16 protein-coding genes are annotated in these 15,144 nt (G+C 39.8%); 3 read left to right on the top strand and 13 right to left on the bottom strand.

What is annotated here, in order from left to right; translation table 11 throughout:
- Positions 1-128 precede the first annotated feature (128 nt).
- Positions 129-2,294, bottom strand: coding sequence for a winged helix-turn-helix domain-containing protein (locus tag V7783_RS15770; RefSeq protein ID WP_335679528.1), 2,166 nt, complete (start codon positions 2,292-2,294; stop codon positions 129-131).
- A 288-nt stretch (positions 2,295-2,582) separates the two neighbouring features.
- Here V7783_RS15770 and V7783_RS15775 point away from each other — a divergent pair, with 288 nt between their 5' ends.
- Positions 2,583-2,855, top strand: a complete 273-nt coding sequence (locus V7783_RS15775; protein WP_335679529.1) for a hypothetical protein — start codon at positions 2,583-2,585, stop codon at positions 2,853-2,855.
- 119 nt (positions 2,856-2,974) lie between these two features.
- Here the strand turns inward: V7783_RS15775 and trpS are convergent, their stop codons facing one another.
- From trpS to rpe, 3 genes are all read right to left on the bottom strand, one after another.
- Positions 2,975-3,979 (bottom strand): tryptophan--tRNA ligase, encoded by a 1,005-nt coding sequence (trpS, locus tag V7783_RS15780; RefSeq protein ID WP_335679530.1) that lies wholly within the window; start codon positions 3,977-3,979, stop codon positions 2,975-2,977.
- A 63-nt stretch (positions 3,980-4,042) separates the two neighbouring features.
- The gene (locus V7783_RS15785) at positions 4,043-4,708 is read right to left on the bottom strand and encodes an HAD-IA family hydrolase (protein ID WP_335679531.1); all 666 of its coding nucleotides are present in this window, start codon (positions 4,706-4,708) and stop codon (positions 4,043-4,045) included.
- A complete protein-coding gene (rpe, locus tag V7783_RS15790; RefSeq protein ID WP_335679532.1) occupies positions 4,708-5,391 on the bottom strand; it encodes a ribulose-phosphate 3-epimerase in 684 nt (227 codons plus the stop codon). Before rpe ends, V7783_RS15785 begins: the two co-directional genes overlap by 1 nt.
- A 346-nt stretch (positions 5,392-5,737) precedes the next feature.
- On the opposite strand from rpe, the gene V7783_RS15795 reads away from it, so the two are divergent.
- Together V7783_RS15795 and V7783_RS15800 are read left to right on the top strand one after the other, a co-directional pair.
- On the top strand, positions 5,738-6,031 hold the full coding sequence (locus V7783_RS15795) for a hypothetical protein (RefSeq protein ID WP_335679533.1): 294 nt from the start codon (positions 5,738-5,740) through the stop codon (positions 6,029-6,031).
- Positions 6,032-6,035: 4 nt separating this feature from the next.
- Positions 6,036-6,221: a DUF2970 domain-containing protein gene (locus V7783_RS15800; protein ID WP_335679534.1), complete on the top strand. Its 186-nt coding sequence runs from the start codon at positions 6,036-6,038 to the stop codon at positions 6,219-6,221.
- Here the strand turns inward: V7783_RS15800 and V7783_RS15805 are convergent.
- From V7783_RS15805 to V7783_RS15845, 9 genes are all read right to left on the bottom strand, one after another.
- Positions 6,184-7,035: a Dam family site-specific DNA-(adenine-N6)-methyltransferase gene (locus tag V7783_RS15805; protein ID WP_335679535.1), complete on the bottom strand. Its 852-nt coding sequence runs from the start codon at positions 7,033-7,035 to the stop codon at positions 6,184-6,186. The genes V7783_RS15800 and V7783_RS15805 overlap by 38 nt on opposite strands.
- Positions 7,036-7,088: 53 nt before the next feature.
- A complete protein-coding gene (locus tag V7783_RS15810) occupies positions 7,089-8,417 on the bottom strand; it encodes an AAA family ATPase (protein ID WP_335679536.1) in 1,329 nt (442 codons plus the stop codon).
- Positions 8,417-9,487: a 3-dehydroquinate synthase gene (aroB, locus tag V7783_RS15815; protein ID WP_335679537.1), complete on the bottom strand. Its 1,071-nt coding sequence runs from the start codon at positions 9,485-9,487 to the stop codon at positions 8,417-8,419. Before aroB ends, V7783_RS15810 begins: the two co-directional genes overlap by 1 nt.
- 25 nt (positions 9,488-9,512) lie before the next feature.
- Positions 9,513-10,031, bottom strand: a complete 519-nt coding sequence (gene aroK, locus V7783_RS15820) for a shikimate kinase AroK (protein WP_016709531.1) — start codon at positions 10,029-10,031, stop codon at positions 9,513-9,515.
- Between the two features lie 184 nt (positions 10,032-10,215).
- The gene (locus tag V7783_RS15825; protein ID WP_335679538.1) at positions 10,216-12,300 is read right to left on the bottom strand and encodes a type IV pilus secretin PilQ; all 2,085 of its coding nucleotides are present in this window, start codon (positions 12,298-12,300) and stop codon (positions 10,216-10,218) included.
- A complete protein-coding gene (locus V7783_RS15830; protein WP_335679539.1) occupies positions 12,287-12,823 on the bottom strand; it encodes a pilus assembly protein PilP in 537 nt (178 codons plus the stop codon). Before V7783_RS15830 ends, V7783_RS15825 begins: the two co-directional genes overlap by 14 nt.
- Entirely contained in the window at positions 12,820-13,440 is a 621-nt protein-coding gene (locus tag V7783_RS15835; protein WP_335679540.1) for a type 4a pilus biogenesis protein PilO, read from the bottom strand. Before V7783_RS15835 ends, V7783_RS15830 begins: the two co-directional genes overlap by 4 nt.
- On the bottom strand, positions 13,437-14,003 hold the full coding sequence (locus V7783_RS15840; protein ID WP_335679541.1) for a PilN domain-containing protein: 567 nt from the start codon (positions 14,001-14,003) through the stop codon (positions 13,437-13,439). The genes V7783_RS15835 and V7783_RS15840 overlap by 4 nt, the downstream gene beginning before the upstream one ends.
- Positions 13,991-15,070: a pilus assembly protein PilM gene (locus tag V7783_RS15845; RefSeq protein WP_335679542.1), complete on the bottom strand. Its 1,080-nt coding sequence runs from the start codon at positions 15,068-15,070 to the stop codon at positions 13,991-13,993. Before V7783_RS15845 ends, V7783_RS15840 begins: the two co-directional genes overlap by 13 nt.
- Positions 15,071-15,144 lie beyond the last annotated feature (74 nt).

Genomic DNA, 15,144 nt, shown 5'->3' on the forward strand with positions numbered 1-15,144 from the left:
CCATGTTTTTATATAGTAACAATAAAGCTTAACTACCATTCTGAAATTTAAGGTTGCTTCATCAGCATGATTATTACCCAAGCAGAGGTAAGCTTTAGATATTAGGTTATGGAGTTTTCATCTGCTCCTTACCAACTGACTAGTTTAATTTGTGTGTCCTTTACATCTCGGCGATTAAATAACAGCTCGTTGTTGTCGGTGACATTAAACGCGAACGATTTAAAATCGACATGGGTTTCAGCAAACTCATGGGTGGTTAAATTAAAACGAGCGACACGTGAAATGCCATCGCTGATATATAAATAATCGGCATTAATTGCATGAAAAGAAGTTGTGCGGGCTGCATCAGGGAGTTGCCAACGTTTATCATCCGCGAGTCTGATCAGTTCATCACTGGTGACTGCAAAACTATCGCCTTGATTATTATTAAGTAGCGCATATGGAGCTATATCGCTACGCTTCGTCAGTTCGCGAGTTACCAAGTTAAACTGCCATAACTGATAGCGTTTATCTTGCAACTCAGTAAGCCATATTTGCTCGCTGTTATCTGACCACGCATAGCTGCTAATTTTTCGTCCTTTAAGCTCCGTAATAGTGTGTAGTTTTTTTGTTTGCACATCAAAAAAGTTAAGCTCTTCATTAATTTTTAATAATAAAAATTTGCCATTACTGGCCATTCTCACAAAGCCAAAGTCAGGCGTGCCATGCTCGGCAGTAAAGTTACTCAATTGTAGTTGCTGGTTACCTTGTTCAAGCCAAATTTGTGCATTACCAGAGCGGCTAGAAATAAACAAAGTGTTGGGCTGCTGGCCTTTAAGTAGTGGTAATGCGTTGTAATTATTGCCTTCAGACGCATATAAATGATGCCCTTGCATAGCTGGTGAAAATAAATCAGTGACTTTGAATATAGACAGTTGCTGGGTTTGCGATGGAGAAAAGTAAAAACTATTAGCAGATTGAGCCGCGATATAATAAGCCGATATATAAGGCGATATTTCACGTACCATGCGGCTGCCATCAACAACATTAATAGTGGTTAGCCGGTCATACTCCGAAACAAACACGCGATCTTCATTTGGCAACCAATCAAAAGCAAAACTAACGTTTTTCGACTGCGCTTGAAAAAAGCGTTTTATCTCTGAGGTCTGTAAATTGTAGGTAAAAAACGAAAAAGGCTGGCCTTGCAGCGATTGAATATACCCTATGTATTGACCTGAAGGTGAAATACGCGGCATAAGTGCGCCATACAATAAGTCAGAACTTGGTACTAAGGTAGTTTCTTTTTTACTATGAATGTTATAGCGAAAAAGGCCAGAGCCACCACGCTTGTTTTTAAACTCGGTGAAATATAAAAATGTTCCACTTTCATCCAGTTGAGCATAACCGGTATAACGTAAATCACACTCACGTATCACCTGCCCAGCAGTTGGGTTTAAAAAATCGCTTAAATCAACCAATACCATTACACATTGTTGTTCAGACAACTTAGTTGCCTGCAGCAATACACTATGCTGCTTATGCTGCCACGAAAGAATAGAGACATTAAAGTCTTGGTAGTGCAGTTCGACTTCTCGTTGATCGGCAATACGTTTTACAAAAGCATGCTGCTGTTGATTTGTTAAATCAGTATTGCTGTATGCTAAATATTGCTTATCAAAAGAAATTACTGGCACGGCTTCAGCCCCAACATTCCATGTACTTGGAATAATTGTCGCCGTTGTTTTTATGATCTTATCTTGCTGAGGGGGATGTTGCTCGAAATTTACTATCACCAACCAACAGGCAATCGCGCTAATTAAAATCAGTAAAAACACGCCCGCGACTATGGTAAATTGCTTGGTTTTGCTTTTATTAGGTGCTATTGCTTGGCTTTGTATATCACTATCAACAGCAAGCGTAGGTGTCACTTCTGAGCGGCTTTGGAGCTCATTGGTATTATCAGCCAAGGGCACAATTGTTGGCTGTAACTGCGGCTCACTCTCAGCTAAAAGTGTGGCAACCACAGTCAAGCTATAGCCCTTACGATAGTGAGTTTTTAGTAAGGGGGCTTTTTCAACGGGATGAGCAAGTTGTTTACGTAGCTCTGAAATCGCACGGTTAATCGCATTATCATCAACAAAACTTTGCTGCCATACCTGCTCAACCAACTCTTGGCGGGCAATGATCTGCTGAGGCTTACTGATAAAGTGCATGAGCAGCTTAATCAGTAACGGGTCTAACTCTCGTTCTATATTACCTGCAACCACCACGCAGCGGTTTTTAATAAATTGCCAAGGTCCGATTTGATAATTCATAGTCTGCATTTCTTTTTTTTATATCTACTAACCCTAGCACAGAGGCAATTATTTATGTAGTTAAACCTTATATCGCAATATAAGATTTAAAGTTAACTTAATGATTATAAATAACAATAATGCAAAAAACCTTATCAATTAATTGCTCATAACTAGATAAGCGACTTTATCAATTGTCAGCGCTATTCTTATCACCGTCAACAGCAAACATGGTTACTAGCAAATAGCGTAACTCAACATTTGCAGTTAATAGTTAACTTAAAGTTTAAAATTAAAAAGGGTTTAATCATGAAAAATTTAATCAAAAAAGCATTACCAGTATTTTTAATCGCAGCTACTTTTGGTACATCTTCAGCAATGGCTGCCGGTAATCCAGAGCTAGTTATGCAACAATTAGGCAGCGTGCATGTATCAAAATCAATGGTGCAAAAAGCACAAGCAAAAAATCAAGCGTTCGAAAATGAATTAGATACAAAATTAGATATGAGCTTAGAAAAATCAATGAATGAGCTACAAAAACAAATTGATAAAAAGTTAGCTGATAAATTAAATAAAGCGTAATGCGCTTTGAAAAAAGCTGCACTTATCATCTGTTAGTGCAGCTAAAATATACTAATTTAAAAATAAAAAACCGCTTTAGAATACTATTCAAAAGCGGTTTTTTATCGACTAAAGCGAGGTCACGGGCGAGGAATAAAACCTAACGCATCGTAAACCGACTTTAGGGTTACCTCTGCACGGGCACTGGCTTTTTCGGCGCCAGTTCTCATGATGGTATCAAGCATAGTTTGATCTTCACGAATTTCTTTAAAACGCGCTTGAATCGGCTCAATCATACTCACCACTGCATCAGCGGTGTCTTTTTTCAGGTGACCATACATTTTGTCTTCGTACTCTGGCACTAACTCTTCAATTGAGCGTTTAGTTGCTACTGACATTAGCGTTAATAAATTTGATACACCTGGTTTTTCAGTACGGTCAAAATAAATACGTGCCTGCTCGTCTGAATCAGTTACTGCTTTTTTCAGCTTTTTCTCAATCTTTTTCGGTTCATCTAACATCATGATAAAGCCATTTGGGTTTTCATCTGATTTAGACATTTTTTTCAGCGGATCTTGCAAGCTCATTACCCGCGCACCAAACTCAGGAATATAAGGTTCTGGAATAGTGAACACTTCGCCATAGACGTTGTTAAAACGTGTCGCGATGTCACGCGTAAGCTCTAAATGCTGTTTTTGGTCATCGCCTACCGGTACTTGTGCCGCTTGATAAAGTAGAATATCAGCCGCTTGCAGTACTGGGTATGCATATAAACCAACATTCACATTATTGGTGTTCTTTGCTGACTTGTCTTTAAACTGCGTCATGCGGTTTAGCTCACCCATTTGTGCATAACAGTTTAATACCCAACCTAGTTGTGCATGTTCAGGCACTTGCGATTGTACAAATAGCGCGGCTTTTTCAGGGTTAATACCACAGGCGACATACAAAGCGATGCCGTCTAATACGCGCGCTCTTAATAATTCAGGGTCTTGGCGTACGGTAATGGCGTGTAAATCGGCTAACATAAAGTGACTGTCATATTCTTCCTGTAGCTTTACCCACTGGTTAATAGCACCAACATAGTTGCCTATTGTCATCCCACCGGTTGGCTGCATGCCACTTAACACTACTGGTTTACTCATGATGTTCCTTTATATTACTAAAATAAAAAATACTAAAATTAAAAACGCTAAATTAAATGTCGTTTACCGCTGATTAAGAACGGGTAGTATATCTAAGAATGTATCGCAGAGGTACTGCGGATTGTGGTCGCTCAAGTTTTCACCTTGGTTATAACCATAAGTTAGCGCAAGCATATCGATATTGGCTGCTCGTGCAGCTAAAATATCACTTTTTGAATCACCGATCATTATTGCTTGGCTAACGGGTACATTTAATTGCTGACAAGCAAACAACAGCGGCTCAGCTGAGGGCTTTTTAGCCATGTCGTCACCACAGACGATCACCTCAAAGTGACTCGTTAGCGCAAGTTTATCGAGTAGCTTCAGCGTGAAACATCGTGCTTTATTGGTGATCAAGGCTTTAGGCATACCTCGCAATGCCGCCAAGCCGGTTTCCACATGTTGGTACAATACACTGTATTCACCAACGAGTTGCTCATAATGCCCATAAAACAACGCAATTGCTTTATCTGCAAGTTCAGTGTCTAAATGCTCACTAACTTGCATATCACCACTTAAACCTCGTTTTACTAAGGTTTCAATGCCGTTGCCAACCCAGCTTTGCACTAAACTTTGACTCACTATAGGGAATGCTAAATCAGATAATGTCAGGTTCATGGCGATATATAAGTCATAAACGCTATCAACTAAAGTGCCATCTAAATCAAATAAAGCAGCCTCGTATTTCATTATTTCACACCATTTAACTGTTCGCGCATTTGCTCTATCACCACTTTATAATCTGGTTGATTAAAAATAGCAGAGCCGGCAACAAACATATCGGCCCCCGCTTGTGCGGCTGCGGCTATATTGTCAACTTTAATGCCGCCATCCACTTCTAAGCGAATTGCGCGGCCTGAATCATCAATGATTTTTCGCGCTTGACGAAGTTTTTCCAACGTATGAGGAATAAAGCTCTGGCCACCAAATCCAGGATTAACTGACATGAGTAAAATCACATCTAGTTTATCAATTACGTGTTCTAAGTAACTTAAGCTCGTTGCTGGATTAAATACGAGCCCAGCTTGGCAACCATGATCTTTGATCAACTGCAAAGAGCGGTCAATATGTTCGCTGGCTTCTGGGTGAAAAGTGATAATTGACGCGCCAGCATCGGCAAACTGTGGAATTAAACTGTCCACTGGCTTAACCATTAAATGCACGTCAATAGGCGCTGTGATGCCATAATCACGTAGTGCTTTGCAGACCATAGGGCCAATTGTTAGGTTTGGCACATAGTGATTATCCATTACATCAAAATGAACTACATCTGCACCTGAGGCTAAAACACGATCAACATCTTCACCCAAACGAGCAAAATCAGCAGATAAAATAGACGGAGCAATAAGGTACTTTTGCAGTGTTTCTAACATAGACAATCCTTAGTGTGTATTCAAAATGCACGTAAGTTGAGTTACAAAGCCTTTAATGCGCTTAATGTAACAAATAACCCGAACGCGGGAAAATAAATATGTAATGTTTTGTAGAACAGCCAAATAATGTACAAAATAGTAAACGGAGCAATGAACTCATTTAAGTTTTTATTCTATTTAGTTAAATGCAATGGTTAAATTTAAAGCAACTAATTTTAAACATTATTTTTACCTTAAGCATTTAATTTTATTAAAAATTTATAATTGTTAAGGGTAAATTAAGTTTGTTATTTAAGCATTTTTTATGTATGCTCTAGTGAGTTACACTATATATGGACTTAGTCAAATGCGTGCTTTTAAAATCGGGATCTTAACTGCGACTGCTATAACTATCAGTACTATAAGTTATTTTTCACAAAATGAAGATGAACTTATGGTGGCAAACGATTGCCAATGTAGCTCTGGACACCTAGCAATTAATAATTCAGTGCAATGTATGAAGGTCGAACAAGATTCAACTTGGATGTCATGGCTCACTGGTGATAGCCGCAGTGCACAATTTCATTATTTAGATTTACTTGAGCTATTAACTAGCTCAGATGAACCACAAAAAGCGCGTTCTCTTAGCCCGCGGTTCTAATTAAATGCAACAGCTGATAAGTGCCTTGCAAAGTGTTATTGCGGCATTTTTTGGTGTGCAATCTGAAAACAAACGTCAATCTGACTTCAAACAACACTCCCCGCTTAGTATTATCATTATCGCCGTTATATTATTTATTATTTTTGTTGCCGCTATTTATGGCGTGGTGGCTTGGGTGCTAAATACATAGCCATTAGCTCGTTCACTTTATTACGTGATCCCCCTTTTGGACTAATGGTACGCTTGACTTGAATTTCTGCCAAAGTTGCTTGGCTATATATTTTACGAGTCCAGACCGTATCGTGGTTTGAGATCAATACCGGTGTTTTGTTCTCAAATGCAGCTTGCTCAGCAAGGTTCGCTAAATTTGCCTGATCATCTAAATTAAAACCACCCTTTGCATATGAAGTAAACGAAGCCGTTTTGCTCAAAGGTACATACGGTGGATCACAATAGATCACCGCATTACCTGGCACTAATTTAAATACATCATCGTAACCTAAGCATGTAAATGTCGCCTGTTGCGCTTTCTCGGCAAAAAAATACATTTCATTTTCAGGAAAATACGGCCGCTTATACTTACCAAATGGCACATTAAAAATGCCTTTTAGATTATAACGACATAAGCCATTGTAACCATGGCGATTCATGTATAAAAATAAAATCGCTCGCTCATAAATATCATTACTTTGATTGAACTGTACGCGGTAATCGTAGTACGCATCAGCTTGATTATTCAAATCAACAAATAGCTTTTTAGCGTCACTAATGAATTCGTCAGGAGAGTTTTTTAGCTCGTTATAAAGATTGATCAGATCCGCATTTATATCATTGAGAATATAATGTTTAAAATTTGTATTTAAAAATACCGAGCCAGCGCCAACAAACGGTTCAACTAAGGTATCAGCGTGTTTACTCGCTTCATTTAAGCGTGTGCTAATATCTTCAACTAAGCTGTATTTTCCGCCAGCCCATTTAAGGAAGGCTCTGGTCTTTTTCTGCATCGGCTCTTTACTTCAAACTGGTGTGCCGCGATTTTACACTAATCAAAGTAAGTTTACTGATCTAGTAACGCGATTTCTTGTTTTATTTTACTGATTTTTTTATAAAATGGCTGATTTTTACGCACTGTTTCAGGTAACTTCGATAACGCCTCTCGGGCATTTGTTAAGTTATCATAGCTGCCATAAGTTACCAGAGTCCACAATTTACCATTACGGCGGGTCTGATATACTTTAGCAAGTGGTTGTAACCCTTGTTCAACCACATACTGTTCAGCAATTGTTTGTTGAGTAACCGCTAGTAGCTGGATCACAAGCTGATCATCACCTTGCTGTAAATACCAGGCATTATCAACAGGCATACTAGCTTCTGCTGCAGTACTCACTTCGGGCTCAATAACCTCATCAGCCAAACTCGTTGTGACATCGACAGGCTCAGCGGCTGGCGCCAAACTATCTAATATTGCCGCGACATTATTTTCCTCAAGAGGATTATCATTAGCCAACTCTGGTTGAGCTTGTTGAGCAGCTAATTGCTCAGCTGTACGCTCTTGTGAGGGAGCTGTTGTCAGCGCAGGCTCTGTTGCCGCTTGCTTTAATGTATCAACTGCAATTGCGGTCGCCACTGGGGTTTCTGGTTGCTGCTGATAAAAATCTTGCCACCAACGGGTCATATCTGATTGATATAAAAAACCAATGATCAGCAGCATGATAATCACCAGCAATGCAATCAACTGTACTCGCCAAGATACTTTATCAGCCACGGCTACTTTGGCAGTATGCTGTGTCGGCTGCCATGCTAATAATAAACTTGGATTACCATGGGCTTCTTGCAAAAAGGTTTGAAAGACAGGATCTTCATCGTATGGTAAATCAGTAAAGTAGCACTGCATTAGCTGCTTACTTTCAGCCAGCGTAAGTGCTTCTAAATGAATTTCGACCGAGCTTTGAAACTGCCCAACTGATTGTGATGCCAGTAAAATATATAAAGTCGTGGGGCTTTGTTTGGAAAGCGTTGTAAGTTCTTGCACCATTTCATCAGATAGATGCCGACCGCCATCTAATACCCATAAGCATGGGCCGCAGTTCTGTTGTTTAGCAAGTTGATAAAAGTTTTCTGACAGGCTTAAGTTTTGATCAATTAATGGCGAGCGGAAGCTTTGTTCAAGCAACTCACTCATTAATTGTGCATCGCTCATACGCGCACTTAGCTGCACAAATGCTTTATTAAAATCACTATATTTATCAGTAATAAAAGTTTCGAGAAGATAACTTTTGCCAAGCCCAGATGGACCCAGTAAAACAATTAGATTTTGCCCATATTCAAACTGCAGGGCAATCCGATCAACCAAAGCCGAACGGCTAGGTAAGATTTGCGATTGCATTAGCGCCCTATTAGATCTCGAACCTGTTGATCTGAAACATCATCAACCAGCGCGCATTGACCAAACGCAGTAGGAAGAATAAAACGGATTGTACCTTTTTTATTCTTTTTATCTTTACGCATGTGATGTAAAAAGTGTTCGCTGTTCATCACATCAGGAATATCACATGGTAAATTATATTGTGCGATTAAAGTAATAATTCTTGAAACTTGTGAAGCGTTTAAATCGCCACGAATGTGTGCAAGTTTTGCAGCTAAGACCATGCCGGTTGCGACAGCTTCGCCATGTAACCATTGCCCGTAGCCCATTTGCGCTTCAATAGCATGTGCAAAGGTATGACCTAAATTAAGCAGAGCACGCAGTCCTGCTTCTTTTTCATCTTGGGCGACAATCAGTGCTTTAATTTCACAACAACGGAAAATTACATGTTGAATAGTTTCTTCATCCAATGCCTGTAGTTGCGCAGTGTTGTTTTCAAGAAAACTAAATAACTCTGTATCGTAAATTAAGCCATATTTAATAACTTCAGCCATACCGGCTGCAAATTCACGAGCAGGAAGTGTATGCAATGATTGCGTATCAATAAACACGGCTTGCGGCTGATAAAATGCCCCAATCATGTTTTTACCCAAAGGATGATTAACCGCAGTTTTACCGCCTACTGACGAGTCAACTTGCGATAATAAGGTAGTAGGTACTTGAATAAACGGCACACCGCGTTGATAACAGGCCGCAACAAAACCAGTAAGATCACCAACTACACCGCCACCAAGGGCGATTAAGCAGGTATCTCTACCGCAATTATTTTCAAGTAGAAATGCTGAGATTTTCTCAAACCATTCTAGTGATTTATATTGCTCACCATCAGGAATAATAAAGCTTAGCGGATTTAAATCAGCTAACAACGCCATTGCATCGCTTAGGTATAAAGGTGCAATGGTGTCATTAGTGATAATGATAGGTCGACAATCACCAATATGATGACGCAGCCTGTCAGTCTGTTGAAGTGCAGATTGACCAATATAAATAGGATAACTTCGCTCGTCTAAATTAACTGTTAATTCAAGCATCGCTAGTATCCTTTCTTATTGGTATTTAAAAATCTAATTTCTCAATGATTTGATTAGCAACAACTTTAGCGCTTTGCTCATCAGTGCGTACAGTAAAGTCAGCAACTTCTTTATACAGCGGCTCGCGTTCTTCTGCTAAGCGCTCTAATACATCACGAGGTGCTTCTTCTGTTTGCAATAACGGACGACGCTTGTCGCGCTGCGTGCGTGCAACTTGCTTTTCGATCGGTGTCTCTAGGTATACAACGATACCACGAGCCGAAAGCTTGTTTCGTACTTCTTTACTCATCACTGAACCACCACCTGTTGCAAGTACAATACCTTGCATTTCAGTTAGATCGCCAATGACAGATTCTTCACGAAGTCGAAAGCCTTCTTCACCTTCAAGATCAAACACCCAGGCAATATCTGCACCGGTACGGCGTTCGATTTCTTGATCAGAATCGACGAATTCAAGGTGCAATTGGTCTGCAATGTGACGACCAATTGTGCTTTTGCCAGCCCCCATAGGACCAACTAGAAATATATTACGTTTTTCAGCCATATCTTTTAGTACAAACGAACTCTAAAATTTGAAATAAAACCCCGCCTAACGACCTGGCCCCAAAATTAAGGAGGGGATTATCTCAGTAATTGATTGGGTATTTCAAGTCAATTAGAACAAAAAGCCAATTAACGAGCAATTAAAGTCAATAATTGCCCATTGTGTAAGAATAAATCAGTGAAAATTACTCTATTTGGATTTTCGGAGTAACGAAAATCAGCAATTCTTTCTTTTCATTAAACTCACTTGTGCTTCTAAACAGTACGCCAAGGTAAGGAATGTCACCTAATAATGGTACTTTTTTAACTGAGTTAATGATTTGCTGCTGGAATATACCACCAAGTACCACGGTTTGACCATTCTCAACCAGTACTTGGGTTTGAATTTCTTGGGTATCAATTGCAACCGCAGGTCCTGTTCCAGTTTGCACAGTATCACCACGTGTATCTTGAGTAATGATCAAATCCAAAATCACTTTATTATCAGGAGTAATGTGTGGTGTAACTTCAAGGCTCAACACCGCCTTTTTAAAGCTAACTGTGGTTGCCCCACTTGAAGCAGATTCAACATAAGGAATTTCAGTACCTTGCTCAATTCGTGCTTTTTTCTGGTTTGCGGTTGTAATACGCGGACTTGCAATAATCTCACCGCGGTTTTCTTCTTCAAGCGCGGTTAGTTCTAAATCAAGCAGAGTGCCATTAGCTAACTTAGCAACGTGCATACCAATACTGCCAGCGGCGCCAGTGATAGGCAAGTTAACATTAAGGCGGTCAGAAATACTTGGGATAGTACCGTTAGAAATCGTGTTAGCGCCTTCTAAAGTGCCCGAAATACCATCGGTGCCTTGTTGGTCGCTAAACCCCCAACGTACGCCTAAATCTTCTTTAACGTTGTCGCGTACAGTGACCATGCGCGCTTCAATCACTACTTGTCTGACTGCGATATCTAAGGTCTCAACCATACGACGCACACTTTCAATACTTTTTGCAGTGTCTTTAATCAATAAGGTATTGGTACGTTTATCAACTGACACACTGCCACGCGCACTAATAATGCTATTGGTATCTGTTTTTAGTAGATCAGCAAACTCTTCCGCTTTTGCGTAGTTCAAGCGAATATATTCGCTGTAAAGCGGCTCTAAGTCTTCAACTTGCTGCTTGGCTTTGAGCTCTTTCGCTTCTCGGGCGGCAAGCTCCTCAGAAGGCGCCACCATCAAGATTGAGCCATCCATACGCTTATCTAAGCCTTTAACACGCAATACCACATCAAGAGCTTGATCCCACGGTACACCGTCTAAGCGCAAAGTAATATTGCCATTGACCGAGTCACTGGTTACTAAGTTAAAATCGTTATAGCCGGCGATGATCTGCAATACAGCACGCACTGAGATATCTTGAAAGTTTAAGGTCATTGGACGACCTTGGTACTCTTTACCACCTTCTAAATAAGAGCGTTGCGTGTCATCTCTTTCTACAGTCAAAGTGAGAATATTTTCAATTTGCTGATAGGTAAATTTAAACGCACTATTCGGGCTAATTACCACCCGACTCATGTTCTCTTCTTTAAATGTCTCAATTGAACTTACCACGGTGCCAAAATCAAGCACATCTAACTCATACAATAAATCATCTAAAATATTGGTATGGTGAAACTCAGCAATAATTTTTCCGCCACTTTCATGTACATCAATGGCAGCTTGGGTATCTTGTAAGAACACTAATACACGTGCTTCACCTTTTTCACCACGGCGAAAATCAAGCGACTGAATTGAGTTAATGTAATTACCCGTCGTAGCTTGAGCTGCGTTACTGCCCTCTTGTGCAGTAAGTGGGTTATCCGATACATGCAATGAAACAAGGTTGTTATTAACCGTTGTTTGGTAAATTTTTAAACGCTCTAAATGCACAGTAACAACTAATGTACCATCCGTTGTCACACTGCTGACTTTCTCAATACCAGCTTGATTAATTGGCACATCACCTAAACCTTGCTCAACATCTGCTGCTTTAAAGCGCATTTCGATACGGGCTGGATTATTGAATACCTGAACGTTAGGTTCTGCTGTCAATTCTTCATCAAATACGAGCTGTAACTGTGTTTCTCCAGCCATTAACGGGTTATAACGAACGTCATACAACAGCGGTGTCGCCATTGCTGATTGCGTGATAAAAAGGGCAATAACAACAAACAAAGCCTGATGAATGCGATTATTCCACGATACTCCCTTCTGCATTTTAATTTTACCTTTTTTATTTTTAACTAGTGCCATTAGAAGCCGCCTCTAACATTTCAAGCTTTGTCACGCGCTCTTTCCAACAACCAGACCCATCAGGGATTAATTCTAACAATTCTATATAATCACTTTTTACTTGTTGTACAACACCGTGATACAAACCAATATGATTACCTACAGTGACTCGGTGCAAAGTATCATCGGCTGCTTTAATTAATGCCCATGTTTGCCCACCGGACCCCAGCGTCCCTTTCATTGCTAGGTTATCCAATGGATATTTTTCTAACACCTCACGCGTACGCTCTGGATCTGGATGTAAGCAGTTTTTTACTTGAATCATTTTATTTTGAATAATTTCCGGCTGTGGCGCAACAAAAGGGCTGCGTAACTGCTGAGCATTGTATTCAAAATGTTCAAACTGTGTCAGTTTTGGGATTGCTTCAACTTTAGGCGTGGTACTGGCTTTAACTTGATCAATAAACTCTTTTTGTTCTGAGGTATCATCGTTACAGGCACTTAGTAATACACCGCTAAATAAAACAAAAGCTAATTTTTTCATTTTTTAGCTCCTACTTTTTTCACGCCACCTTCATAGCGGTAAGTTTTAGCGACCACACTAAAGGTCAGTTTGCCTGAATCCGAACTATTAATTGAAAAGTCATGCAAACTAACAATACGCGGTAGCTGCGCCACTTTACCGACAAAATCACCAAACTCATGATAACTGCCGATTACTTCAATTTTAATTGGTAATTCAGTATAAAATTCTTTTTCAACTTCTGGTAACCAACCGATTTTAAGGAAAGTTAAACCACTTGTAGTGCCTACGTACGATAAATCATCTAACAAGCCCGGTGTCTCGTTTGAGGTTGGTAAGCGTTTTAACAGCAAAGAAAACTTCTCTTCCATTTCAACCATTTGTTGGCGGTAAATTTCTAAGTTACTGGCAACCGCATATTTCACTCGGTAGGTACTACGTAACTCAACTTCCTTGCTCACTGCACTCTTGTAGCTATCAATTTCATCTGAAACCAATAAGCTGTAGCTAAAAAACAGCACCAAGGCAGCAACAAAAGTACAGCAAATTACTTTAACCACAATTGGCCAATCGCCAATATTTTCAAGCTCTATTTCGTTCCATTCAATTTCAGTTAACGCTTTGATATCAAGGTTCATTGTTTAACCTCACCAATTTTATCAAAGGCTTTTACGTAAAATTCCATATTAAAATCACTTAATAATCGTGATGACTTTTCCCCTGCAACAATACCTTGCATAGTTGGTTTTTCGAGCAAGTAAGAGTTCTGCACTTCGCGCAGCATATTGGAAAGGTGATTATTCGATTCGCTACGGCCAACAACATGAATAGCACTACCGCGGCGCTCTAACTTGGTTAAATAAACACCGGTTGGGACTATTTTAGCCACTTCATCCATGATCTGAGTGCCCAAGTTACGGCTACTTTGCAGTTCTTCAATTAAGCGCATACGCTGTTGTAAGTTTTCTTTCTTTTTGTCTAACTCACGAATTTCACTAATACGTCTATCTAATTGGCCAATTTCATTGGCAAGATAATTATTTTTAATATTTTGCCCATCTCGCAGATTACCGTAATAGGTACTTAATAAATACATACTCATAAAACTACCAAGCACCACTAAAAACAAAATAGTGGCAAATTTATTTTGCGATTGTTTTCGTTGCTGTTCGCGCCACGGCAGTAGATTTATATGTGGCATGATGAAAAGCTCCTTAGTGCCAAACCCGTCGCGATTGCAAATTGAGTACGATGGCGTTGTAAAACATTGCGATCAACATGCGCAGAAATATCCATATTACCGAACGGTTCTGCCACTATGGTGTGAATACCTAGCTCTTCAATTAGCAGTCTGTCTAGCCCATCAATCATCGCAGTACCGCCAGTGAGGACAATATAATCAATTTGATCTTTACCACTGGTGGTTAAAAACATCTGCACTGCACGGCGTACTTGTTGTAACAATGAAGTTTGAAACGGTGCCAATACTTCAAAGGTATAGTTAGGCGGTAGATCGCCAGTGGTCTTACCGATTTCAGCTTCATCAAAGCTTTTATTATAATAGGCCACAATACTGTTGGTGTATTGGTCGCCGCCAAATACTTGATCGCGGGTGTAAATAGTTTCACCACCTAACACCACACTGACCAACATAAGTACTGCGCCAATATCAACTACAGCAACACATTTATTAAATGCATCACTCGGTAATTGCTGATAATAAACATCCATAGCACGGCTCAGCGCATAGCTTTCAACATCAACCACCTTCGCAGTTAAACCGGCTGATTCTAGCGCGCCAACGCGAGCTTCAACACTTTCAGTACGCGCAGCAGATAACAACACATTCATTTTGGAAGGGTCTGCTTCGTTAGTGCTTAGTTTTTCAAAATCTAGGCTAACTTCATCTAAAGGGTAAGGAATAAGGCTATCTGCCTCAATTTCAATTTGTGATTCAAGTTCTGCATCACTGAGTGTCACATCCATAAAAATCACTTTCGTGATCACTGTTTGTCCAGACACCGCTACCGCAGCAGATTTGATTGATTTAGGCAATTTACGTTTTAACTTAGTAATAATATTGCCAATTGCTTCAATATCTTGAATATTGCGCTCGGCCATGGTGCCTTTTGGCATTGGCTCAATTGCTAACGCTTCAAGCCTATAGCCGCTATCCGTTTCATTCAGTAACACCGCTTTTATAGCATGTGAACCGATATCTATCCCTACCATCATCGATGAAGACTTACTCAATAGTTGACTTAGCATGTTTGCAACTTGGCCTTTGTTTTAAGAATAAACAAGTTATAATTTTTATATGAAAAAATACTATTCACTTTTTA

Source organism: Pseudoalteromonas sp. (genome assembly GCF_036960685.1).
Taxonomy (GTDB): Bacteria; Pseudomonadota; Gammaproteobacteria; order Enterobacterales; family Alteromonadaceae; genus Pseudoalteromonas.